This is a genomic window from Ligilactobacillus sp. JN-6 (Y).1 (assembly GCF_058111525.1).
This window is the reverse complement of the sequence record NZ_CM176599.1, coordinates 1,256,185-1,278,910: the sequence shown is the minus strand read 5'-3', so window position 1 is coordinate 1,278,910 and position 22,726 is coordinate 1,256,185. Positions and strand designations below refer to the sequence as shown.

At 38.6% G+C, this 22,726-nt stretch carries 18 protein-coding genes and 1 pseudogene; 12 read left to right on the top strand and 7 right to left on the bottom strand.

Annotation, left to right across the window (positions count from 1 at the left end; all coding sequences use genetic code 11):
* Window positions 1–307: 307 nt before the first annotated feature.
* From AC3XNE_RS05950 to AC3XNE_RS05920, 7 genes are all read left to right on the top strand, one after another.
* The gene (locus AC3XNE_RS05950; protein ID WP_489831195.1) at window positions 308–1,549 is read left to right on the top strand and encodes an ISL3 family transposase; all 1,242 of its coding nucleotides are present in this window, start codon (window positions 308–310) and stop codon (window positions 1,547–1,549) included.
* Window positions 1,550–1,659: 110 nt separating this feature from the next.
* Window positions 1,660–2,838 (top strand): IS256 family transposase, encoded by a 1,179-nt coding sequence (locus AC3XNE_RS05945; protein ID WP_079578928.1) that lies wholly within the window; start codon window positions 1,660–1,662, stop codon window positions 2,836–2,838.
* A 9-nt stretch (window positions 2,839–2,847) separates the two neighbouring features.
* Window positions 2,848–3,138, top strand: a complete 291-nt coding sequence (locus AC3XNE_RS05940) for a hypothetical protein (RefSeq protein ID WP_489831194.1) — start codon at window positions 2,848–2,850, stop codon at window positions 3,136–3,138.
* A gap of 178 nt (window positions 3,139–3,316) precedes the next feature.
* Window positions 3,317–4,555, top strand: a complete 1,239-nt coding sequence (locus tag AC3XNE_RS05935; RefSeq protein ID WP_489831193.1) for a NupC/NupG family nucleoside CNT transporter — start codon at window positions 3,317–3,319, stop codon at window positions 4,553–4,555.
* A 375-nt stretch (window positions 4,556–4,930) separates the two neighbouring features.
* Window positions 4,931–6,709: an aspartate--tRNA ligase gene (gene aspS / locus AC3XNE_RS05930; RefSeq protein WP_126133148.1), complete on the top strand. Its 1,779-nt coding sequence runs from the start codon at window positions 4,931–4,933 to the stop codon at window positions 6,707–6,709.
* Window positions 6,710–6,754: 45 nt separating this feature from the next.
* Complete coding sequence (locus tag AC3XNE_RS05925; protein ID WP_126133149.1) at window positions 6,755–7,453, top strand: aspartate/glutamate racemase family protein; 699 nt, start codon at window positions 6,755–6,757, stop codon at window positions 7,451–7,453.
* Between the two features lie 140 nt (window positions 7,454–7,593).
* Window positions 7,594–8,847 carry a carboxylate--amine ligase gene (locus tag AC3XNE_RS05920; protein ID WP_489831192.1) on the top strand — a complete coding sequence of 418 codons (1,254 nt, stop codon included), beginning with the start codon at window positions 7,594–7,596 and terminating at the stop codon, window positions 8,845–8,847.
* A gap of 69 nt (window positions 8,848–8,916) precedes the next feature.
* Here the strand turns inward: AC3XNE_RS05920 and AC3XNE_RS05915 are convergent, their stop codons facing one another.
* Window positions 8,917–10,188 (bottom strand): ISL3 family transposase, encoded by a 1,272-nt coding sequence (locus tag AC3XNE_RS05915; RefSeq protein WP_489833377.1) that lies wholly within the window; start codon window positions 10,186–10,188, stop codon window positions 8,917–8,919.
* Between the two features lie 113 nt (window positions 10,189–10,301).
* Between AC3XNE_RS05915 and AC3XNE_RS05910 the strand changes: the two genes are divergently transcribed.
* Complete coding sequence (locus AC3XNE_RS05910; protein ID WP_489831191.1) at window positions 10,302–11,330, top strand: IS30 family transposase; 1,029 nt, start codon at window positions 10,302–10,304, stop codon at window positions 11,328–11,330.
* A 228-nt stretch (window positions 11,331–11,558) separates the two neighbouring features.
* Here AC3XNE_RS05910 and AC3XNE_RS05905 read toward each other — a convergent pair whose 3' ends face one another.
* The gene (locus AC3XNE_RS05905; RefSeq protein WP_079578404.1) at window positions 11,559–12,869 is read right to left on the bottom strand and encodes an IS1380 family transposase; all 1,311 of its coding nucleotides are present in this window, start codon (window positions 12,867–12,869) and stop codon (window positions 11,559–11,561) included.
* 480 nt (window positions 12,870–13,349) lie between these two features.
* Between AC3XNE_RS05905 and AC3XNE_RS05900 the strand changes: the two are divergent.
* From AC3XNE_RS05900 to AC3XNE_RS05885, 4 genes and pseudogenes are all read left to right on the top strand, one after another.
* Window positions 13,350–14,527: pseudogene (locus AC3XNE_RS05900) on the top strand (IS256 family transposase).
* 133 nt (window positions 14,528–14,660) lie between these two features.
* Window positions 14,661–16,259: a bifunctional aspartate transaminase/aspartate 4-decarboxylase gene (locus tag AC3XNE_RS05895; protein WP_489831190.1), complete on the top strand. Its 1,599-nt coding sequence runs from the start codon at window positions 14,661–14,663 to the stop codon at window positions 16,257–16,259.
* A 25-nt stretch (window positions 16,260–16,284) separates the two neighbouring features.
* A complete protein-coding gene (aspT, locus tag AC3XNE_RS05890; RefSeq protein ID WP_489831189.1) occupies window positions 16,285–17,919 on the top strand; it encodes an aspartate-alanine antiporter in 1,635 nt (544 codons plus the stop codon).
* 242 nt (window positions 17,920–18,161) lie between these two features.
* Window positions 18,162–19,403, top strand: coding sequence for an ISL3 family transposase (locus AC3XNE_RS05885; RefSeq protein WP_079578646.1), 1,242 nt, complete (start codon window positions 18,162–18,164; stop codon window positions 19,401–19,403).
* Between the two features lie 330 nt (window positions 19,404–19,733).
* Here AC3XNE_RS05885 and AC3XNE_RS05880 read toward each other — a convergent pair whose 3' ends face one another.
* The 5 genes from AC3XNE_RS05880 to AC3XNE_RS05860 all read right to left on the bottom strand — a co-directional run bounded on the left by AC3XNE_RS05880 (window position 19,734) and on the right by AC3XNE_RS05860 (window position 22,627).
* Window positions 19,734–20,174 carry a hypothetical protein gene (locus AC3XNE_RS05880; RefSeq protein WP_489831188.1) on the bottom strand — a complete coding sequence of 147 codons (441 nt, stop codon included), beginning with the start codon at window positions 20,172–20,174 and terminating at the stop codon, window positions 19,734–19,736.
* Between the two features lie 2 nt (window positions 20,175–20,176).
* Window positions 20,177–20,644: a Panacea domain-containing protein gene (locus AC3XNE_RS05875; protein WP_489831187.1), complete on the bottom strand. Its 468-nt coding sequence runs from the start codon at window positions 20,642–20,644 to the stop codon at window positions 20,177–20,179.
* A 92-nt stretch (window positions 20,645–20,736) separates the two neighbouring features.
* Window positions 20,737–21,438: a hypothetical protein gene (locus AC3XNE_RS05870; RefSeq protein WP_489831186.1), complete on the bottom strand. Its 702-nt coding sequence runs from the start codon at window positions 21,436–21,438 to the stop codon at window positions 20,737–20,739.
* 74 nt (window positions 21,439–21,512) lie between these two features.
* A complete protein-coding gene (locus AC3XNE_RS05865; protein WP_489831185.1) occupies window positions 21,513–21,962 on the bottom strand; it encodes a hypothetical protein in 450 nt (149 codons plus the stop codon).
* A 29-nt stretch (window positions 21,963–21,991) separates the two neighbouring features.
* Window positions 21,992–22,627 (bottom strand): hypothetical protein, encoded by a 636-nt coding sequence (locus AC3XNE_RS05860; RefSeq protein WP_489831184.1) that lies wholly within the window; start codon window positions 22,625–22,627, stop codon window positions 21,992–21,994.
* Between the last annotated feature and the right edge of the window lie 99 nt (window positions 22,628–22,726).

Here is a 22,726-nt window from a genome sequence, read left to right as displayed (position 1 = left end):
GATTTCATACACTACCTATTTAATTTTCATACTTTAACACACTCATTCTAGTCAATTAAACGGACACTTCTCCAATTAATTAATTTAAATAGCTATAGAATACGTCTCTCAGCACAAAAAATAGGGCGTAAACTAATTTACACCCTATTACTCCGTAATGGACAAAAATGTCCCACTGTACAAAAAAGGGTCTAAACTTTTTAGTGTTGATGAGCGTTCATCAGCACTATTTTTGTACAAAAAAGGACATCATTTGTCCTCATATGCTACGATTAAAGCGACAAAACCAAATCAAAGCGAGGTATAAATGATGTCCCAAACTGATTCTATCCTAAATTTACTCAATATCCAAGACCCAAATATCAAAATTTCAGCTTGTACTGATTTTTCACAGGCCGGAGTTCACGAAAAACTGCTTTCAGCTACGCTGACTTACCCCGTCGAACGCTGTGTTAATTGTGGTTCCACGAATATCGTTCAGAATGGGACCCGCCTGACCAAGATGAGACTACCCAGCCTAGGTGAACAACCGCTCCGCATGAACTTGCGCAAACAGCGTTATCTGTGCCGGGCTTGCCACCATACTTTTAGCGCGCAGACGCAGCTCGCTCCACCTCGGCACTCGATCACTCGCCAAGCAGTCCACGAAATCGCGACTTTGGCTAAGAACTCACTGCCAGTCAAAACGATCAGCCAGACCGTGGGAATCTCAGCTTCCTCGGTTCAACGGATCTTGTATAAGGATCAGCGAGCTTTAGTAACGCCCAAAGAGCTGCCGACAGCTCTCAGTTTTGACGAATTTCGTTCAACTAAGAACTGCTTTTCTTTTATCTGCATTGACGCAAAAACCCATGATTTGGTCACCTTATTGCCAGATCGTCTCTCGCAGACGATCCGCGAGTATTTCACCAATACTTATACACTTTCTGAGCGTCAAAAAGTTCAACTGGTGATCATGGATCTGAATGCGCAGTATCAGACTTTCGTCCGTCGTCTTTTTCCTAACGCCCTGATCGTCTTTGACCGTTTCCATATTGTTCAGTTAGCGGGTCGGGCACTTGACCATGAACGGCTGCGTGTTTTAAAAGGGATCAACGACCACCACGACCGCAACTATAAAGTTTTAAAAAGCAACTGGCGCTTATTCCACTTAGCTGAAAATCAACTTGAGACCTCCCAGGTTAAATATTATCGGGGATTAAATGAATACACGACTGCCCAAAATGTGGTCGATCTGGGACTCAAGAATTTTCCACAGTTCGCAGAAAACTATCAGACCTATCAAACGATCTTAACCTTTATTCGCAACCGCGATCGGGCTACTTTACAACAATTAGTTATGAACTACCGTCCCAATGGTACTGAAATGGATACCGTCATGAGGACCATTCAAAAGAACTACTTAGGGATCAGGAACGCTTGTCTCTATGACTACTCTAATGGGCCGTTAGAGGGGATCAATCGCAAGATCAAAGAACTTAAACGTAGCTGTTACGGATTCAGTAACTTAAGGCATTTCTTTATCCGCATCAAATTGATCCATGCCTAAGAGGAGAGTATAAAATAGTTTGTGTAAATGAATAAAAGTCCTGTTGAAAAGGGAATCCCTTCCCCGTATGATTAAATCATCCAAATCAAACCAAAACGGAGGGATTCCCCATGGATCAGTTTACCAAAAATCTAACCAAAACTCTATTGTCAAATGGCGATGTTAAAGAACTTTTTCGTCAACAACTCGAAACGGCTATTAATCACATCTTGCAAGCTGAACTGACTGCCTTACTTGGTTATGATCCTTATGACCGCAGTGGCTTTAATACTGGCAATTCTCGTAATGGCCAGTATTATCGTTTAATTGACTCTGAATATGGTAAGTTGAAAATTGCTGTGCCGCGTGACCGTAAAGGCCATTTTCATAACCACCTGCTTCCAGCTTATTCTCGTCGTCAGGACGCTTTAGAAACAACAATCATTCAGCTTTATTCCAAGGGCGTTACGACCCGTGAAATTGCAGATTTGATTGAAAAAATGTATGGCTCTTATTATTCACCTAGTACTGTTTCTAATATCACTGCTCAGGTAACAAAACAGATTGAAGCTTTTCATCAACGAACTATTAAGGCAAACTATGTTTGTCTTTTCTTAGATGCAACTTACTTACCTTTGCGCCGCGATTCAGTTCAAAGAGAAGCGGTCTATATTGCTTTAGGTATTACATCTGTCGGCATCAAAGAAGTTCTTGATTATCGAATCGCTCCAAGTGAAAATACAGGAGTTTGGTCAGAAATGGCAGAAGATCTTAAAAAACGTGGATTAGAACAAGTCCAGTTGATCATTGCAGATGGAATGGTTGGTCTGCAGCCAGCATTATTGCACGCTTTCCCGAAAGCTAAATTTCAAAGATGCCTAGTACATGTTATGCGCAATATTGGTTCGCATGTGCGTTTAAAAGATCGTGAGGCGATCTTAAATGACTTTAAAGAGTTGCATTCAGCGACCGATGTAACTGCAGCACACAAGATCTTAAATGATTTTTATGGTGCATGGGGGAAATCGTATTCCAATCTGATCCAGCAACTTAAATCCATTGAAAATGAACTATTAGCTTTCCTGAGTTTTCCCCCGGCCATTCGACCAACAATTTATTCAACCAATATCTTAGAATCACTGAACAAAAGAATCAAACGCAAGACCAAACCAAAGGAACAATTTCCAAACGAAAAATCTTTAGACAATTTCATTGGAGTTCAAGTCATAAGCTATAACGAAAAGTACTTCAATCGTAGCCATCGCGGATTTGGTCAAGTCAAAGACACGTTAGAATCACTTTTCGATTAATACTTTATTTTGCCAGGAGAAGGGATTTTCATTTACACAAACTTCTTGACACTCCCCGATTACAACGCAGAAACCAAACAAAATGATTTGAACACGTATTTTACAGGTGAAGAAAATCATCAAGAGTTTACGGTTTATTCTGAAAGTGTCATGAATGGTGAAAAGAGTGCTGCAACGACGACGCAAAGTAACTATGGCTACTCGAACAGTGCAACTTATAGTGGTAACAACGATTACAGTAACACCACCAATACTTGGCAAACGCAACAGTCGACAAATCAGTGGAATGCGGGCTATTAAAAATGAATGGAAAAGCGGTCCTTTGCAAAAGGGGACCGCTTTTTTTGTGGACTAAATTAGTTGCGTTTAACAAGTGATTATTTATGCAATTAGGGGGTGAACAATAGTTTACATTTACAGGGGGGAACGGTATTATTTAAAGCGGTACGAAAAAGACAAATGAAGGATGTGGCGTGTCGTGTATTTGCTTGTAAATGTTGTTGGATTACTGATTTTTATTGGAGTCGGCTTTCTGTTCTCAAAGAAAAAGAAAGAAATCGATTGGCGCTCCGTCTTAATCATGTTAGTGATTAACTTAGTGCTTGCTTGGTTTTTAACGAGTTTTTCAATCGGGCGGGATATTGTTTTAGGTGCAGCAAACGGCTTTAACTGGTTAGTGCAAGTTGCCTATACTGGGATTGCTTTTGCACTACCAAGTTGGGTCAATGTGAAACAAATGGATTTCGTTGCTAGCGTGTTATTACCAATCTTGATGATTATCCCATTATTCGATATCTTAACGTATATCGGGGTCTTGCCTTGGGTGATTAAATGGTTAGGCCGTGGGTTAGCTAAGATTACGGGACAACCAAAGTTTGAATCATTCTTTGCAGTTGAAATGATGTTTTTAGGTAATACCGAAGCATTAGCTGTTTCAAGCTTACAATTGAAACAAATGAAAGCAGAACGAACATTAACACTTGCGATGATGTCAATGAGCTGTGTGACAGCTTCCATCATCGGCGCATATACACAAATGATGCCGGGCCAATTTATTTTAACGGCGATTCCGGTCAACATTATTAACGCTATTATTGTCACCAATATTTTAAACCCAGTGAAAGTCACACCCGAAGAAGATACGATTGCTAAAATGGGTGGGAGTGGTTCCGCAGCTGTTGAAGCAACCGAAATGGTTGAAGGCAAAGTGGAACGTGAACCATTCTTCTCATTCTTAGGTGATTCAATCTTAAATGCTGGTAAATTAGTTTTAATTATCACGGCAAACGTCATCGCCTTTGTTGCGTTGGCTGCCTTGATCGACAAGGTGCTTCAATTAGTGAACCCTTGGATTACCCTTGAACATTTACTTGGAATCGTGATGTTCCCATTCGCATGGTTAATGGGACTTGATGTGCACCACGCTTTTGAATTTGCACAATTCATGGGGACGAAGTTGGCGACCAACGAATTCGTTGTCATGGGTAAAGTCCAACATTCAATCGGGAGCTTCGCACCACATTACCAAGCTGTCTTAACGGTCTTCGTGACATCATTTGCCAACTTCTCAACAGTCGGCATGATCATCGGCGCCTTCAAAGGCCTTGTGGACCGTGAAAAGAACGACATGATTGCCAAAAACGTCGGCTACATGTTGCTATCAGGAATCTTAGTATCACTCCTTTCAGCAGCAACTGTGGGATTGTTTGTATGGTAATTTAAGACCAAATAGCATTAAGTATTTGAACGGTTGGAGCGCAAGGGATGATACCCGAAACGCCGCAATTAATTTAATTAATAATAAATTCTTGACAGATAAAATACCTTGTGATATATTGTAATCATTATAATAAAAGTAGCCATCGATAAAGTATTTAATTTTACAATCAATTGCAGAGAGAGTAACCTAGCTGAAAGTTACTTATTGATTATCAGTTGTGACAGCTTTTGAGGCTTGGATGAAAATCCCGCTAGCAGATAGCGTTAACAACAGCTGAAATTAAAGGTGGTACCGTGCATAAAGCACCCTTGTCGAAAGACGAGGGTGCTTTTTTTATTTATAATAAATTGTATATAGAGGGGAATGTTGGGTATGAAAACAAGAACGAGAACAACGTATTGTGGATTAGTAGGAGAAGAATTAATCAATAAAGAAGTTATTTTACATGGTTGGGTTCAAAATAAACGTAACTTCGGGAATTTAATCTTTGTTGATTTAAGAGACCGTGAAGGAATTGTTCAATTAGTGTTTAATCAAGACACTGATGCAGCAATCTTCCAATTAGCAAGTGAATTAAAGAGCGAATATGTTGTTGAAATCCAAGGAACCGTAATGGCTCGTGATACAGCAACTGTTAACCCAGACATGAAGACTGGGAAGATTGAAGTCATCGTGAATGACTTAGTTGTTTTAAATAAGTCAGAGGCACTCCCATTTGAAATTTCAGATAACAACACGGCATCTGAAGATGTTAAATTAAAATATCGTTATTTAGATCTTAGAAGACCAGAAATGCAAAAAGCCATTAGAACTCGTTCAGCGATCACACGGGCAGTGCATAGTTACTATGATAATCATGGCTATTTAGATATTGAAACACCTGATTTAACAAGTTCAACGCCGGAAGGGGCCCGTGATTACTTGGTACCTTCACGGGTTTACCCAGGTAGCTTTTATGCATTACCACAATCACCCCAATTATTTAAACAATTATTAATGGCCGCTGGATTTGATAAATATTATCAAATTGCTCGTTGCTTTAGAGATGAAGATTTACGTGGTGACCGGCAACCAGAATTTACACAGATTGATATTGAAACAACTTTCTTATCAGATGTTGAAATTCAAACTGAAACAGAAGGTCTGTTCAAACAAGTTATGAAGGATGTAAAAGGCATCGATGTCCAAACACCATTCCCTCGTTTGAAATGGCAAGATGCAATGGATAAATACGGCTCAGACAAACCAGACTTACGGTTTGGCATGGAAATCCAAGATATTTCAGAAGTTGTCAAAGACTCTGAATTCAAGCCATTTGCTGAAGCAGCGGGTGAAGGACAATTTGTCCGAGCCATTGTTGTGAATCATGCGGCCGCTAAATACTCACGTAAAGATTTAGACGCTCAACAAAAATATATCGAACGGTATGGTGCCAAATCATTATTATGGGCTAAATACAATGATGATGAATTAACGGGTGCGGCAGCCAAAGGCTTAGCAGATGTTAAAGAAGCATTAGTTGAACGCTTAAATTTAACCGATGATGACTTAATTTTAATTGTTGCAGGTAAATTCCAAGTTGTTTGTGATAGCTTAGGCTACTTGCGGAAACAATTTGCCAAAGAAATGGACATGATTGACAAGAATCGATATGCTTATGCATGGATTGTGGACTGGCCATTATTTGAATATGATGAAGGCTTTGGCAAATGGATTGCAGCTCACCATCCATTCACCCGTCCAAGAGATGAAGATATTCCATTGTTAGATACTGATCCGCATAAGGCACATGCGATTTCATACGATATCATCTTAAACGGTTATGAATTGGGCGGCGGTTCACTTCGTATCTTTGATCCAGATGTTCAACGTAAAATGTTATCCGTATTAGGGGTCTCACCAGAAAAAGCCCAAGAACGCTTTGGTCATTTATTAAATGCCATGAAATTTGGTTTCCCACCATCAGGCGGTATCGCAATCGGATTAGATCGTTTTGCGATGTTACTTGCCGGTCGTGACAATATTCGTGACGTGATTGCTTTCCCTAAGAATTCACGGGCAACAGAACCAATGACCAATGCACCAAGTGAAGTTACAAAAGAACAATTAGACGAATTAGGCATTGAAGTTATTCCTCAAAATAAAAACTAAATAATGCGTTAAAAAAGCATTATGCAACCGCAAAGGAGAATTTGAATGGAAGATATGTTTACAATTCTAGGTGGTATGGGGACGGCAGCAACCGAAACCTTTGTTCATATGATTGATGAACTAACCCCCGCCGAAAAAGATCAAGACTATCTGAATTATATCGTTTTTAATCACGCAACGATTCCTGACAGAACGGCCTACATTCTTGGTAATAGCACGGAAAATCCATTACCAATTATGTTAAAAGACGTTCAACAAATGAATTTATTAGCACCAAAATTCATGATCATGACGTGCAACACGGCCCATTATTTTTACGATGAATTACAAGCCGCCGCTGATTTTGATATTATCCACATGCCAAGAGAAACGGTTAAACACATGAAAAAAAATATTCCGGGCCTCAAGAAAATTGGCGTTTTAAGCACAACTGGCACACGACAAGCAGGTATTTATCAAAAAGCCATTGAGAATTTTGGCCTTGAAAGTGTGGTTCCAAATCAAGAAATTCAAGATGCGACCATGAGCTTGATCTATGATGACATCAAAGCAACTGGTAAATTTAGTCACGAAAAGTACAAGCATATCGTCGATACGATGTTGAATGATTATGATTGTGATGCGGTCATCTTGGGCTGTACTGAATTGAGTGTGGCACAAGAAGAATATCCATTGTATACCGAAAAAGTGATTGATCCGATGAAGGTCGTGAGTCAAAATATCGTTGATGGGTTGTACAACTAAAGTAGCACGCGATTATCGTGAAGGTTAATTAGGTAATAGCGCATGTTAAATTTTAATAAACATTAAGGGGTTATCAGCTACACATCTAGCTAAAATGTTATACTTAATAACGTTAAAAACTGATATAGAAGGTGAATAGCATGCAAGCAAATGGCAAAAATTTCACCCCCATTTTATTGGGGAGCGACTTTAACGTCTACGGTATGGCGCGGTCATTTTATGAAATGTATCATGAACCAGTAAGGGCCTATGCAAGTAAGGAATTAGCACCTACTCGTTTTACAAAAATTGTCGATCTAGAAATTTTACCAGGTTTTAGTGAAGATCCAGGCTTTATCACTGAAATGCGTCGATTGAAAGAGGTTTATCGTGACAGCGATGGCCCTGTAATTTTAATTGGCTGTGGTGATGGCTATGCGAGTTTAATTTCAGAACATAAAGCTGAATTGGAAGACGTTTTCGTTTGTCCATACATCGATCATAAGTTATTAGAAGATTTAACTTATAAAGAAACGTTCTATGAAATTTGTGAAAAGTATGGCTTACCTTATCCTAAGACGCAAATTATTACGAAACAAATGGTTGAAGAAAATAAAGTTGAACAACCATTTGAATATCCAGTGGCTTTAAAACCAGCTGATTCAGTAGAATGGCTTGATGTTCAATTTGAAGGTCGTAAAAAAGCTTTCACCATTAAAACGGAAGCTGAATTCCAAGATATCATGAAAAAAGTTTATGATAATGGCTACCAATCAGATATGATTTTACAAGACTTCATTCCTGGTGACGACAGTCGAATGCACGTAATTAACATCTACGTTGATCAATATCATAAGGTTAAAATGATGTGTTTGGGCCATCCATTGTTGGAAGATCCGGCACCAGCGGCTATCGGAAATTACGTGGCAATCTTGCCAGAGTATAACGAACAAATTTATCAACAAATTCAGAAGTTCCTCGAAGATATTGAATACACTGGGTATGCCAACTTGGATATGAAATACGATGAACGGGATCATACTTATAAATTGTTTGATATCAATTTACGCATGGGGCGAAGCAGTTTCTTTGTTACCTTGAATGGTTACAACTTAGCTCAATGGGTTGTTAAAGATTATGTTACCAAAGATCTTAAAGACCAGCCGGTTGTTTGGGCCAACAAAGACGATGAAAATCCAGCTCTTTGGATGGGTGTTTCAGCGGATGTTTTTGAAAAATATGCACGTAATAACGAAGAAAAAACCAAAGCGATGGCACTCATTAAGCGAAAACGTTATGGAACAACCTTTGAATACAGCAAGGATATGAATTTTAGACGCTGGCTATTAATCAAGTGGATGTTGCATAATTACCGGAAGAATTTCAATAAATTTTTCAAAGAAAACAAAGAATAATGGCTGTTCGTCAAATCAAGTTGATGGCGGTTCAAGTTAACAGTTAGACCATAAATGGTCTAGCTTTTTTTATTTGGCTGATGAGCTTGCTAGAAGCCAAAACATTTGAATATTTATACGTTCAGTAAAGTTGTTCCAACTACGATATCCATAGGCACTACTTTTTATCTTTTTTATTCTTCCAATGATTCCCTCTAAAAATCCGTTGGAATATTTAAGCTTCAGTGCATTTAATACTTGTTTACGATATTTTCTTAATGATGTCATTGTTTGATCCATAGCGGTATTGAGTGGATGATAATTGAGTAGTATCTGATTCATTGTATCAGTATCGCCTGTTCTAATAGCCTTTAAAATATCTTGATATACTTCGTAGGACTTGGCGAAACCTTCGTCCAAATCTAAACACTTTGTGATTAAATTTAGATCCGTTTCATAATAACCAACACTGTACTGATACTTAGGGTTTATCTTTTCGATGGAATCGAATGATTCCAAGAATTTTTTCCAATCTCTCTTCATGAACAAGTATTCTTTACTTCTTTTAGGCATTCGTTTCATTACCTGTATTCTAGTTGAATTGAGAGAACGATTCATCATCTGAACGATATGAAATCTATCAACAACGACTTTGGCCTTTGGAAACAACTTTGGTACTAAATTAATGTATCCGGCATTTAAATCCAAAGAAATAGTTTTTACCTGTCTTCTGACTTTCAAAGGAAATCGACTGAAGTATTTACTGATTTGATATAAAGTTCTTCTGGGCAAGATATCACCCGTACGATGATTATCGCTATCTAACCAAATAAAGCTCATCTTGTCAGTAGACATAAATTCATCAAATGCCATGTGCTTAGGAAGATGTTCAGGAAGTGATTTCTTGTGCATCTTGGCTTCTTCATCGATGATACGTTGAACGGTCTTATCGGAGACGTTAAAACGTCTGCCGATATCCTTCAATGATGTATTAAAAGCAGTTTCTGATAAGATCATTTGTCTAACAGGTTGTGCGATTTGACAATATTCCCAAACATAACTAGTTTTGGCTACAAAGATAGAGTTACAAGATTTACATTTATACTTTTGACGTTTCAGACTTATATACGTTGGACGTAATGATAATGATGGAGCGACTATCATATTTTTATTAAATCCATTCTTAACTAAGTGGCCTGCAAGGCCACAGTTAAGACAACGGTCAATCTGTTTAGTTAGCATTGCAAAATAGACTAAGGACTTGATGCCATTAACTAACATAAATTTTGAGTCTTCAGTAAAGATAATATTCTCATCTTTCATTTCAAGAGCGTTTCGTATAGACTTATTACTTACCCCGATTTAAAATTGAAGTGCAACACTTGATAACTAGACCAATTAGACTAGCTTAAAAGGCCATGAAGGCCTATTCTTATTATTAACGACAAAATCAACAGATAAGGATAGGTGTCTTCATGACCCAAACTAAGAATATCATGCCTAAGCATTACCAACAACTCCAATCTTTTGAACGCGGTCAAATTGAGTCCCTGACTCGATTAGGATTTGGCGTTCGTCAGATTGCCAGCCGGCTTCACCAGAGTCCCAGCACCATTTCTCGCGAATTAAAACGCGGGTTAACCACCCAGATTGATTCCCAGAAACGTCGGTCATATCAGGGCTACTTTGCCGAGCGCGGGGCGGCTTACTATCGAGAACAGCGGGCCAAGTGTCACCCCAAAGGTTTACTGCAGCGGGCTGCCGTGTTCTTCAAGTCCCTGCCGAAAGCTTTAAAAGCTAAGCCACGAGTTTTCAGTGTCGATACGTATGTCCACTATTTCAAAGCTCATTACCCGGGCTTTCCCTGCCCATCAACGGCTACGGTCTATCGGTATATCGAGGCTGGCAAGCTCCCGGAGCTTCACAACTATGATTTACCCATGAAGCTACGTCGCCGCGTTAAACGCCCGAATCACCGACATGCCCGCCTGAATAAAAAACGGCTTGGACAGTCCATTGAAGACCGGCCCGCAGTGGTTCGGAAACGTCAGGAGTTGGGCCATTGGGAAGGCGACTTAGTGAAAGCCAAACGGGTTGAGTCCGAACCAGCTTTAATGACGTTAACCGAGCGAGTTAGCCGGATGGAAATTATCGTTAAATTGCCTGATTACCGGGCAGAGACTTGCCGGCAAGCCCTCCAAGATACGATTGATGATTACGGTGCAGAAAACTTTCGGACGATCACGTTTGACAACGGCTCGGAATTCGCTAGTTTAAATCAGGTTCAAGGAACGGAAATCTACTTTGCCCATCCATATTCTCCCTGGGAACGGGGCACTAATGAGAATGTGAATGGTCAATTAAGAGAGTTCTTCCCAAAGGGGCATTCCTTTAAAAACCTCTCATTAGTGGATCTGCAGTTGGTTCAAGACACGCTGAATCACCGTCCCCGCCGCTGTTTAAGCTATAGTTGTCCAGCGGATGTTATGCCACAACTGGTTTAACTTTCTAGACCAATTATAAGAATAGGCCATTAGTGTTGCACTTAACTTGACAATTGAGGGACTTATTACTTACCTGAATTATTCATACTTTTCGTTGCAGTTAAAACTTTGTGCAAAGTTACTTTAGTGTGTAAAAAAAGCAGCTTTTTGTTAGTTTTGTTGTCGGACTGTTTAAAAAAGGACAGACTTCACCCTTTCCCTAAGAAAAACATTTTTTATTTTGTGAGTTCACAGCGGATATATTTTTAGATTTTGAATCTTGAACAGTGTCTGCCAAAATAATTTATCGAACACATTGGTCTGAGATAAATGGACCCAGACTTGACGCGCATGGTGCGTGACCTTAGCTGCCACATGGAGTAATTTAAAACGGATCGTCCCGACCTGAGCGTGTTTAAGCTTTGTTGGTAAAACTAAGTTCTTCATGGCTTGCAGTATATTATAAGCGACCCCAGCTACCAGCATCCGGAACTCATTGGCCTCAAAACTAGAACTGTCCGTTTTATCAAAGTGAAAGCCACGTTTAACTTCTTTGATCAAGTCTTCCATGGAACCGCGTTGGTGATAGAGGGCAAAGACTTGTGGACCGCTTAATTCTTCCAAGTTGGTCACGATAAACTCATGGTCAAACAGAAAGTTGCCCGCCGGCCGCGTTGATTTAATAATCACACGATAAGGTCGTGACCAACTTTGAGGACAATAGTCTCGCAGGACATGCCATTGGACTTCAGCTTCGGTGAAGTCCTGGTCACCCACTTGGATCAGGTGCTCAGCCCGACTTTGGAGCTGGTAGTTCGCTTTTAAACGAATCACGAACTTAGCCTGCTTTTTATCACACGCATGGTAGATCCCTGGAGCTGCGAAACCAGAATCTCCCCGCACTAAGACATCCAGGGAAGATCCGTCATAGGCCCGTAAGCTCCGTAATAAAAATTTAGTCGCACCTTGGGAAGTATAGCGATTGCCGGGGCGTAATTGAGCATTCAACAAGCAGCCCGATAAAGCATCAAAGGCTAGTAAAGGATGATAACCGTTGGTCTGGTAGTGACCGTTATAAGCACTCTTTTCTTGGTCACCAAACGTATCGGCATGTGTCGAATCTAGATCAAGGATCAGCTGATGTTGATTTAGCTGCCCAAGAACAAAGTGAGCTACCGAGCCGAGCAATGATTTGACTGAAAAGAGCCCAGACGCTGAAATGTGATTGATAAAGCGTGAAAGTGTCGGCTGGGAAGCGACCGCTTGAGACAAGACCAGCTTAAAATCAACGGCGTGTGACAAGGTATTAGCCGACTGATCTTGGCAGTATCCTGCCAGCAATTGCAACAGCAACTGCTTAAATAAATTGTTCAAGGGAAAGGTACAATATTTACGGTCATCTTTAAAATGCAAGTTATCTTCTAAGAGCTGGTCAAAGTGAATTTGGTGCAGAAATTCAGCAATTAATAAAGTTCCGGCATCGTTCGCTAACTCACCACCGTCATTAGAAATGTTGATCTGGTCATTGAATAAAAGTTTTTCATGATGTAAAGTTGACATAAGGAGCACTCCTGTTCTTTGTGGTTTTCATCGACTTTACAATAGCACAGGATGTGCTCTTTTTGTACACCCAACAGGTGAAAAACGAAAAAGATGCGAACTAGCATGACAACAACAAAAAGTAGTCCTTAAGGGAAAAGTATGAATAATTTAGGACTTAGGGACATCATTCAAATTCCTTTCATTGTGAAGCTGTAGAGGGTAGAACATCTAAAGGTATGGATGGTGTCTTTTTGCTGTTTTAAAATAAATATTACATTTGTAATATTAGACTGATAATTATTAAAAAAATCTCATAATAAAAGGGATTGAATGAGAAAAAATTATCTTTAGATAAGAAATTTGAATAAATTATTTCTTTCGAGTGTTGGTCTGAGAGTATAAAATAGTTTGTGTAAATAAATAAAATCCTATTGAAAAGAGAATCCCTTCCCCGTATGATTAAATCATCCAAATCAAACCAAAACGGAGGGATTCCCCATGGATCAGTTTACCAAAAATCTAACCAAAACTCTATTGTCAAATGGCGATGTTAAAGAACTTTTTCGCCAACAACTTGAAAAAGCTATTAATCAAATCTTACAAGCTGAGTTAACTTCGTTACTCGGTTATGATCCTTATGAACGTAATGGTTTTAAGGCTAACAATTATCGGAATGGTCAATACTTTCGGTTAATTGATTCCGAATATGGTAAGTTGAAAATTGCTGTGCCGCGTGACCGTAAAGGCCATTTTCATAACCACCTGCTTCCAGCTTATTCTCGTCGTCAAGATGCTTTAGAAACTACAATTATTCAACTTTACTCTAAAGGTGTTACCACTCGTGAAATCGCTGATTTGATTGAGAAAATGTATGGTTCTTATTATTCAGCTACAACTGTTTCTAACATTACTGCTCAAGTAACTGAGCAGATTGAAGCTTTTCATCAACGAACCATTAAAGCAAACTATGTTTGCTTATTCTTAGATGCAACTTATTTACCTTTGCGTCGTGACACAGTTCAAAGAGAAGCGGTTTATATTGCCTTAGGAATTACACCCACTGGAATTAAGGAAGTTCTTGATTATCGCATTGCACCCAGTGAAAATGCTGAAGTCTGGTCGGAAATGGCAGCAGATCTTAAGCAGCGAGGGCTTAAACAGGTTCAATTAATTATTGCGGACGGAATGGTCGGACTTCAACCAACGCTGTTACATGCTTTTCCTAAAGCAAAATTTCAAAGATGTTTAGTTCATGTTATGCGTAATATTAGTACACATGTCCGTTTAAAAGACCGTGAGGTCATTTTAAATGATTTCAAACAGCTTCATTCGGTAACTAATAAAACTGAAGCTCATAAAATGCTTGCCGCTTTTTATAGTACTTGGGAAAAGCAATACACAAATCTGATTAGTCACATTAGGTCAATTGAAAAGGAATTATTAGCTTTTTTGGCTTTTCCAGCCGCAATACGCCCAACCATTTATTCAACAAATATTATAGAATCGCTAATAAAAAGATTAAACGCAAGACTAAAGCAAAAGAAAAGTTTCCCAATGAAAAATCATTAGACAATTTCATTGGAGTGCAAGTAATTAGTTACAACGAAAAGAACTTTAATCGAATTCATCGTGGATTCGGACAAGTTAAGGATACATTAGAATCACTTTTCGACTGAAAAGATTTAATTTTATGGAGAAAGGGCAATCCCTTTTTACACAAACTTCTTGACACTCCCGTTGGTCTATGTTAAAACAAATTCGTAAGCGGTTGATACTGCTGTACTAAATAAACAAAAAGGTGGGAGAATAATGGAATCATTAGATATTGAACAATTAAAAGGTATGTCGAACTTTGAAGTTGCTGCCCTTTTCTTGGAAAATTCAGAAAAAAACACAATGCACAATACACCAATTAACGTTGGTCGTGGGAACCCTAACTGGATTAACACACGTGCGCGTTTAGCATTTAACAAAATTGTTGAATTCGGTATTGACGAATCAGCAAAAACAATTGATGAAGCTGATGGCGATATGGCTGGCTATGTTGAAAAAGAAGGCATCGCACAACGTCTTCATGATTATTTAGATGCAAACGACAAAACTGATAAATTTATCTTAGATTTCTTAGCATATACAGAAAATAATATGCACTTAAACCAAGATGATTTAGTTCATGAATTTGTTAATGGCGCTATTGGTAACCATTATCCAGTCCCATCAAGAAGTCTTGTTAATGTTGAAAAAATCTTGAACAAGTATCTTGAAGTATCACTTTATAATGGCGAAAAATTAGCCGATCATACCAATGTTTTCCCTACTGAAGGGGGGACAGCAGCTATGGTTTACTTATTCAACGAATTGAAAATCAGTCACATCTTAGAAGCTGGTGACACGATTGCAATCAATACACCAATCTTCACACCATATTTACAAATTCCTGAATTAAGTGAATTCAAATTAAAAGAATTTGATGTTAGCTCAGTTGAAGATGATAACTGGCAAATGCTAGATGCTAAATTTGAAGAATTGAAAGATCCTTCAGTTAAAGCATTCTTCGTTGTTAACCCAACTAACCCAACATCACGTGCCTTTAGCCAACATGCTTTAGACAAAATCAAGGAAGTTGTTGCAGCTAACCCAGAAATTATCATTATTACTGATGATGTTTATGGCACATTTGTTAATAATTTCCAAACAATTTACTCAGTAGCACCAAAGAATACTTTATTAGTTTACTCATATTCAAAACTTTATGGTGCAACAGGCCACCGTCTAGGCCTAATTGCAGCTCACGAAGATAACGTCTTTGACGAAATCATCGCTAAACGGACTGCTGAAAACGCCGCAATCAAAGAAGAATTTGAAAAACGTTATTCATTAGTAGTAGCTAACCCATTAGACATGAAGTTCATCGACAGAACTGTTGCTGATAGTCGTGAAATCGGCTTGTATCATACTGCAGGTCTTTCAACACCACAACAAGTCTTAATGGCATTGTTCAGTTTAACGAACTTAATCCATGAAGGCGAAAAAGATCCATACATCGAAGCTTCTAAGAAAGTTGTTGACGTTCGCTACAACGCATTCTGGAAATCAATGGGTATAGAAGGCGGTCATTCAGCTGAAAATGCAGAATATTATACAGTATTTAATATTTATGAACTTGCTGAAAAGAATTATGGCAAAGACTTCCGTGATTACTTCGAAAATAACTTTAGCTACCTTGAATTTGAAGGCGAATTGGCCGGCAAATATGGTGTTGTCGCTATGGACGGCGCTGGTATGGGTACTGAAGAAGGCTACTTACGAGTATCATTGGCTAACCAACCAGCTGAAAACTATACAATTACAGGTAAACGGATTGCTGAATTATTAGCTGAATACTATGATAAATTCCAACAAAAATAATATAATATTAAGGTGGTTTTAAACGATGAATGCAATTGGTAATTTCCTTGTGGGAACTCCTGTCTTTGCTATTTTCATTTGTTTGGCATTAGGTTATTTGTTAGGTAAGTTGAAAATTGGTTCATTTACACTTGGCGCAACCGTCGGTGTTTTGATTGTTGCTTTATTAATTGGCCAATTAGGTGTCTTCACCCGTGATACACTTTTAGGTGATATCTTCTTCGACTTCTTTATGTTTGCAATTGGTTACCGTGTTGGGCCTAGCTTCATCTCAAGTATGAAGAAATTTGGGGCCAAGATTGTTTATGCGACATTAATTTTCTTAGTATCAGCGTTTATCGTTGCATACGCATGTTTCAAAATGTTCCACATCGGACCCGGAATTGCAGCTGGGATTATTGCTGGTGGATTAACACAATCTGCTGTTATTGGTAGTTCTTTAGAAACAATTTCTAAATTGCAAATTTCAGATCATTTGAAGACTTTATACTCAAACCAAATTCCAATCGTATATGCTTTAACATATGTTTTTGGGACTATCGGGGTTTTAATCTTCTTACGTGATATTATGCCAAAATTAATGCACATCGATTTAAAGAAACAAGGCGTTAAAACAGCCAAGGAATTGGATATGATTCCTGAGCCTGTTATCGTTGCTAGCACGCATTTCTACACAATTAACGATGGTTCATCATTAATTGGTCAAACCTTAGGTACTGTTAACACTAAATTTGCTAAAGGTTTAGTAGCAGCTGGCTTGAATGATTCTGCTGATATGGCATCAGTTATTAATGCCGGCGATGTTCTTGCAATTAGTGGTGGGATTGATGAAATCGGTCGTGCTGTGCAAGAATTTAACTTGCTTGAAGTAACTGGTAAGACAAAAGCTTATGTTTCAAAACAAGTTGTCTTGAAGAAGAACTTTTCTGCTGACGTTCTAAAAAACGCTCAAGACAAAGGGGTTTTAGTGGCGACGTTGGCCGGTGACGTAATGGATCCAGCACAGTTCAGTACTTTAAAACCTGCTGAAAGTGTAACATTAGTTGGTCAAAAAGACGCCGTTAGTGAAGTCCAAAGCCAATTAGGTCGTCTCCGTGCTGCTGAGAATATTATTAACTATTCATGGTTTGCACTTGGGATTGCTTTGAGTGCTGCCCTTGGGATAGTTGGAACTAAAGTTAGTGGTGTGCCAATCGCCTTAGGTGGTGGGACTGCTAGTTTAATCGTCGGTTTAGTACAAAGTATTTACCGTGATAAACATGCTTATATGGACACGATTCCTGATAGTTTATTGGAATTCTTCCAAAGTATTGGTTTGAACTTATTTATCGCTACGGTTGGTTTATCAGCTGCTAAGACATTTATTAGCGCTATCCAATCAATGGGAATCTCTGTATTATTAATTGGTGCAGTAATTTCTATCTTGCCACATATCATTACTTTCGTAATTTGTTACTATTTAATGAAAATGGAACCCATCTCAATTATTGGGGCACAAACTGGTGCTGATACATTGTCAGCTGCTTTGAATGCTGTCTCAGAACGTGTTGGTTCTGATGCTAGCCCATTCTTTGCCGCTGCAGTTGCACCTGCATATGCTATTGGTAATATTTTCTTAACCTTAATGGGACCAATCTTTATCGTGTTACTTAGCAAATAAGTAATTTAAAAAAACCGGGTTCTTTATCAAGTGGTACTGATGAAATGAATTATTAAAAATAATAAGCAATTGGTCTACTTGGTCAAGCTGCTTGTTCCTGAATGGAATGAGCAGCTTTTTTAGGGTCTACACTTTTTAGTGTTGATGAGCGTTCATCAGCACTATTTTTGTACAAAAAAGGACATCATTTGTCCTCATATGCTACGATTAAAGCGACAAAACCAAATCAAAGCGAGGTATAAATGATGTCCCAAACTGATTCTATCCTAAATTTACTCAATATCCAAGACCCAAATATCAAAATTTCAGCTTGTACTGATTTTTCACAGGCCGGAGTTCACGAAAAACTGCTTTCAGCTACGCTGACTTACCCCGTCGAACGCTGTGTTAATTGTGGTTCCACGAATATCGTTCAGAATGGGACCCGCCTGACCAAGATGAGACTACCCAGCCTAGGTGAACAACCGCTCCGCATGAACTTGCGCAAACAGCGTTATCTGTGCCGAACTTGCCACCATACTTTTAGCGCGCAGACGCAACTCGCTCCACCTCGGCACTCGATCACCCGTCAAGCAGTCCACGAAATCGCGACTTTGGCTAAGAACTCACTGCCAGTCAAAACGATCAGCCAGACCGTGGGAATCTCAGCTTCCTCGGTTCAACGGATCTTGTATAAGGATCAGCGAGCTTTAGTAACGCCCAAAGAGCTGCCGACAGCTCTCAGTTTTGACGAATTTCGTTCAACTAAGAACTGCTTTTCTTTTATCTGCATTGACGCAAAAACCCATGATTTGGTCACCTTATTGCCAGATCGTCTCTCGCAGACGATCCGCGAGTATTTCACCAATACTTATACACTTTCTGAGCGTCAAAAAGTTCAACTGGTGACCATGGATCTGAATGCGCAGTATCAGACTTTCGTCCGTCGTCTTTTTCCTAACGCCCTGATCGTCTTTGACCGTTTCCATATTGTTCAGTTAGCGGGTCGGGCACTTGACCATGAACGGCTGCGTGTTTTAAAAGGGATCAACGACCACCACGACCGCAACTATAAAGTTTTAAAAAGCAACTGGCGCTTATTCCACTTAGCTGAAAATCAACTTGAGACCTCCCAGGTTAAATATTATCGGGGATTAAATGAATACACGACTGCCCAAAATGTGGTCGATCTGGGACTCAAGAATTTTCCACAGTTCGCAGAAAACTATCAGACCTATCAAACGATCTTAACCTTTATTCGCAACCGCGATCGGGCTACTTTACAACAATTAGTTATGAACTACCGTCCCAATGGTACTGAAATGGATACCGTCATGAGGACCATTCAAAAGAACTACTTAGGGATCAGGAACGCTTGTCTCTATGACTACTCTAATGGGCCGTTAGAGGGGATCAATCGCAAGATCAAAGAACTTAAACGTAGCTGTTACGGATTCAGTAACTTAAGGCATTTCTTTATCCGCATCAAATTGATCCATGCCTAAGATAAAAAATTTAGGTCAACACTGTGGGAGGCAGGTGCGGGCCCATTTCGCTACGCTTCGGACCCGCACCCGCCTCCCAACCTAAACACTTTAATCTAGCTATGGCAGTAAAAAAAGAACCCTACCATAAAGATAGAGTTCCATGGACCATCAACACTATTTGACAAAGTCCCACAAAAAAAGACACCAGCCATAACAGCCAGCGCCTAATGTGTCGGAGCAATCAGCTCCGTTACAAATGAACATCAATATCTAAACCAATAATAAATATTGTCTTGTTCAAAGTCAATCAACTGAAAAAAATAAAATTCGAATTTTTTTGCTTCTTAATTAGTGATCATACTGCTTGAACTTAGTATCAATACTTAGTACAAAAAAAGTCATATCAATCATTTTGCCAATAACTCTACCCTTATCGGCGAGTCTAAAAACCCAATAACCTTGACTACATTTCTTATCTCTACCACTTTTTATAAAATCCGTATTTTTTCTTAACGAAACTTCAGATTCAGCTAAATTTTCTAGTCCTTCTTCCCTAGAATAACCTAGAACAGCAACAAAATCCTCTTGAGATAAATAAGAAATCTTGTCTAATACTTTTGCTTTCACTTCTTTAGGAGCATTCTTTTTAGAAAAATTATATTTATTATCCTGAGTTAAAAAAGAGAAATTAAAAACCATTTTCGAAGGATTGTATTCTCTACTCACTTTTATATTATTAACCGTACCTTGCTGGTTCGCTTCTTTTATTTTTAAATTTTTCTTACTCATAGTTACCCGACTTCTACAATCGTATTAAAAAAGCTTTTCATTTTGTCATCTGTTATTTCTTCACTTTGGGCTGTGTCTCTCCAAGGTGATTCTTTGTGTGTGAGTTTCATTAACTCTATAGCGGATTTATCACTAAACTGTTCATAAACTGTATTTAACACCATTGAAGCATCTGGGTTATCTTCTAATTCTGTATAATCTTTAAGATCTGCTTCAGTGATTTCACTACCAACTATTTCTCTCTTTCCATTATATTTATTATGGACTTCTTCAACAGCTGGACCGTATTTCCAGGCAACTATTGGTTCATTAAATAACCTATGTTGTAAGTAAACCAAACTAACACCCTGTATATAATATAAAAGCTTCATTGCCTTCATTTGAGTTAGTTCTTCCGCATACTCATTTTGACGCATATCAGCATTATTCCGTACTCTTAACCAATTCACTACCTTCATTACGTCGTACATAACGACTCCCCCTTAAAATCCTAATCCCACCTTATAATATCTTTTATTAGCCAAAATATCAATGAAAACAGCCTATTTTACAAAGCATATTACTAATTCTGTTGTACTTCGTCCACATTACGTATGTACTCCTGAACCTTATCATTTATCTCTTCGTCTTCAAAATTACTATGGTTGGTTGGATATGGTTTTATTTTGTTATCCTTATCCCTTACAAAATTGTCCTCTATTCCACCACCTTCAATCATATATGTAGTTTCATAAATTGTATTAGACTTGATAACTGTCACGTCTGACTCACCTTTTTTAACGGTTGAGTTTGGTAGCTTATAATTTTCTCCATAGAAACAAATTGCATTGTTTTGCTTTCCATCTTCGTCCTCTGGTAATGTGCATTTAGGTTTGCCTGGAAGCTCGCATTCATTATTAACTGTAAATCTAAAAAATCTAACTGTATCAACAACCGTCTTTTTACCGTCTCTAGTAAAAAAGAAACAAGTATTATCCTCATTAAGTTTCCAATAAGGGCGGTATGATTCTATTTCATGTTGTTTTTTCATTTTTAAAGAACTAGCTATTTCTAACTGCCTATCTTTAGCCTTTTTCTGATCTTTTTTATTTTGCTTACTTATTTGCCAATAAATGCCCCAAATTCCAATAATAGCTCCAATAATACTTCCAAAGTACCCAATTAGAGACGGAAACCATTTTGTTAATACATATGGCACTATTATAACAATAATAACAACGATAGAAGCAATAACCTTATTCCATTTTTCCTTTTTACAGTTCAACAATATCACCCTTTCATATGTATATTTTACATAAAAGATTGCAAAACAAAAAGGCTGCTAACAAAAGCAACCTTCTAAAATCTATATTTAGCCGGTACTTGCCTTTCTAACTCCTCAATCTTCAAATAGGCCTGATGATCTAACAGCACATCAACCCCACGCCCTAAAATGGCCTTCTCGTACTCTGTGAGCGTTTCTAGCCAGTCTTGGAATGATTCCCTGCGAAACACCAAACTATTCAGTAGGTCATCATAGGCGGTCGTTAGATCAACATAATTTATAATACGTGTTTCCATTGAGGTGTAAGTAACCTTGTTGCCGTTCTCATCCCAATTCCAAGTAGAATGTATAGCCGGCTGAGCTTGGTAGCTCTCTATCATAGTGGCTTTATCTCGTGCCACTTGTTTAATACGCCGGTCCATGTGCATATACACCGTTAGAGCCTCTTCGTAACGCTCTGCCTCTATTGGCCTTACTAAGTCGTTTTGTGGCTCATATGGACTTCTCAGGCTACTTTCTAACAAGCGTTGCCACCTCCTACCGAAATACCAACTTATTCATAGTCATTAAGCAAAAAATTAAATTCGCTCTGCATGTCATGGCCGATATATTCGCCCGATTGATCTTGAATATATAGGTTAGTAGGTAGCGTGAACTTAGCGTCAAAAAGTTGTTGCTCTAAGTCTTTATATTCACTTTTGCTTTTGGCTACATTGGCCGGCAACTTCTTTCTAAGATTAGTTAAACCAGCAAAAGCATGTTCTTCGTTGCCCTGTTCATCAACAGCTTTTTTCAAAATAGAATAGTCATAATCTGAAACGACTTCTTTTTGAGCTTGTTCGTTGATCAGATCACTTAACTCTTGCGGATCCGCATTACTGATTTTAGCGTTTAAGTTCTGTCGGCGGATAAGTTCTCCTGCACCGTCATTTTGCTGTTGCTGTGTGATCTCATTTTCATAGTCACTAACCTTTGCAGTGAGCCGTTCGTTAAGGTCTTGTATTAAGTCATTAAAGCCTTGGTCTAAGCCGTCCTGAATACTTTGACGTTCTTCCTCAAATTGAGCTGCAATAGCACTCTTCTTTAAAGTACCTTGGTGAATGTTAGTGTTAGCATGCTGTAACGCACCTTCATAGTCTTTAACTGCTTTTTTGTAAAAATCTTCATGAAATAACTTTTTATCTTTCATGTTTAATTGCCTCATTTCTTTTAGATAATTTTATGGTCTATTTCTTTGAATAATGCTAATATTTGCCCTTTAAATACTAGCTTAATTTTAAATACCATT

Bases quoted from the DNA above. Each gene is read 5' to 3' on its own strand.
- AC3XNE_RS05945 (WP_079578928.1), top strand. From the start codon at position 1,660: ATGGATCAGTTTACCAAAAATCTAACCAAAACTCTATTGTCAAATGGC.
- AC3XNE_RS05875 (WP_489831187.1), bottom strand. From the start codon at position 20,644: ATGTACGACGTAATGAAGGTAGTGAATTGGTTAAGAGTACGGAATAAT.
- aspS (WP_126133148.1), top strand. From the start codon at position 4,931: ATGAAAACAAGAACGAGAACAACGTATTGTGGATTAGTAGGAGAAGAA.
- AC3XNE_RS05860 (WP_489831184.1), bottom strand. From the start codon at position 22,627: ATGAAAGATAAAAAGTTATTTCATGAAGATTTTTACAAAAAAGCAGTT.
- AC3XNE_RS05905 (WP_079578404.1), bottom strand. From the start codon at position 12,869: ATGTCAACTTTACATCATGAAAAACTTTTATTCAATGACCAGATCAAC.
- AC3XNE_RS05925 (WP_126133149.1), top strand. From the start codon at position 6,755: ATGGAAGATATGTTTACAATTCTAGGTGGTATGGGGACGGCAGCAACC.
- AC3XNE_RS05920 (WP_489831192.1), top strand. From the start codon at position 7,594: ATGCAAGCAAATGGCAAAAATTTCACCCCCATTTTATTGGGGAGCGAC.
- AC3XNE_RS05880 (WP_489831188.1), bottom strand. From the start codon at position 20,174: ATGAGTAAGAAAAATTTAAAAATAAAAGAAGCGAACCAGCAAGGTACG.
- aspT (WP_489831189.1), top strand. From the start codon at position 16,285: ATGAATGCAATTGGTAATTTCCTTGTGGGAACTCCTGTCTTTGCTATT.
- AC3XNE_RS05895 (WP_489831190.1), top strand. From the start codon at position 14,661: ATGGAATCATTAGATATTGAACAATTAAAAGGTATGTCGAACTTTGAA.
- AC3XNE_RS05910 (WP_489831191.1), top strand. From the start codon at position 10,302: ATGACCCAAACTAAGAATATCATGCCTAAGCATTACCAACAACTCCAA.
- AC3XNE_RS05950 (WP_489831195.1), top strand. From the start codon at position 308: ATGATGTCCCAAACTGATTCTATCCTAAATTTACTCAATATCCAAGAC.
- AC3XNE_RS05885 (WP_079578646.1), top strand. From the start codon at position 18,162: ATGATGTCCCAAACTGATTCTATCCTAAATTTACTCAATATCCAAGAC.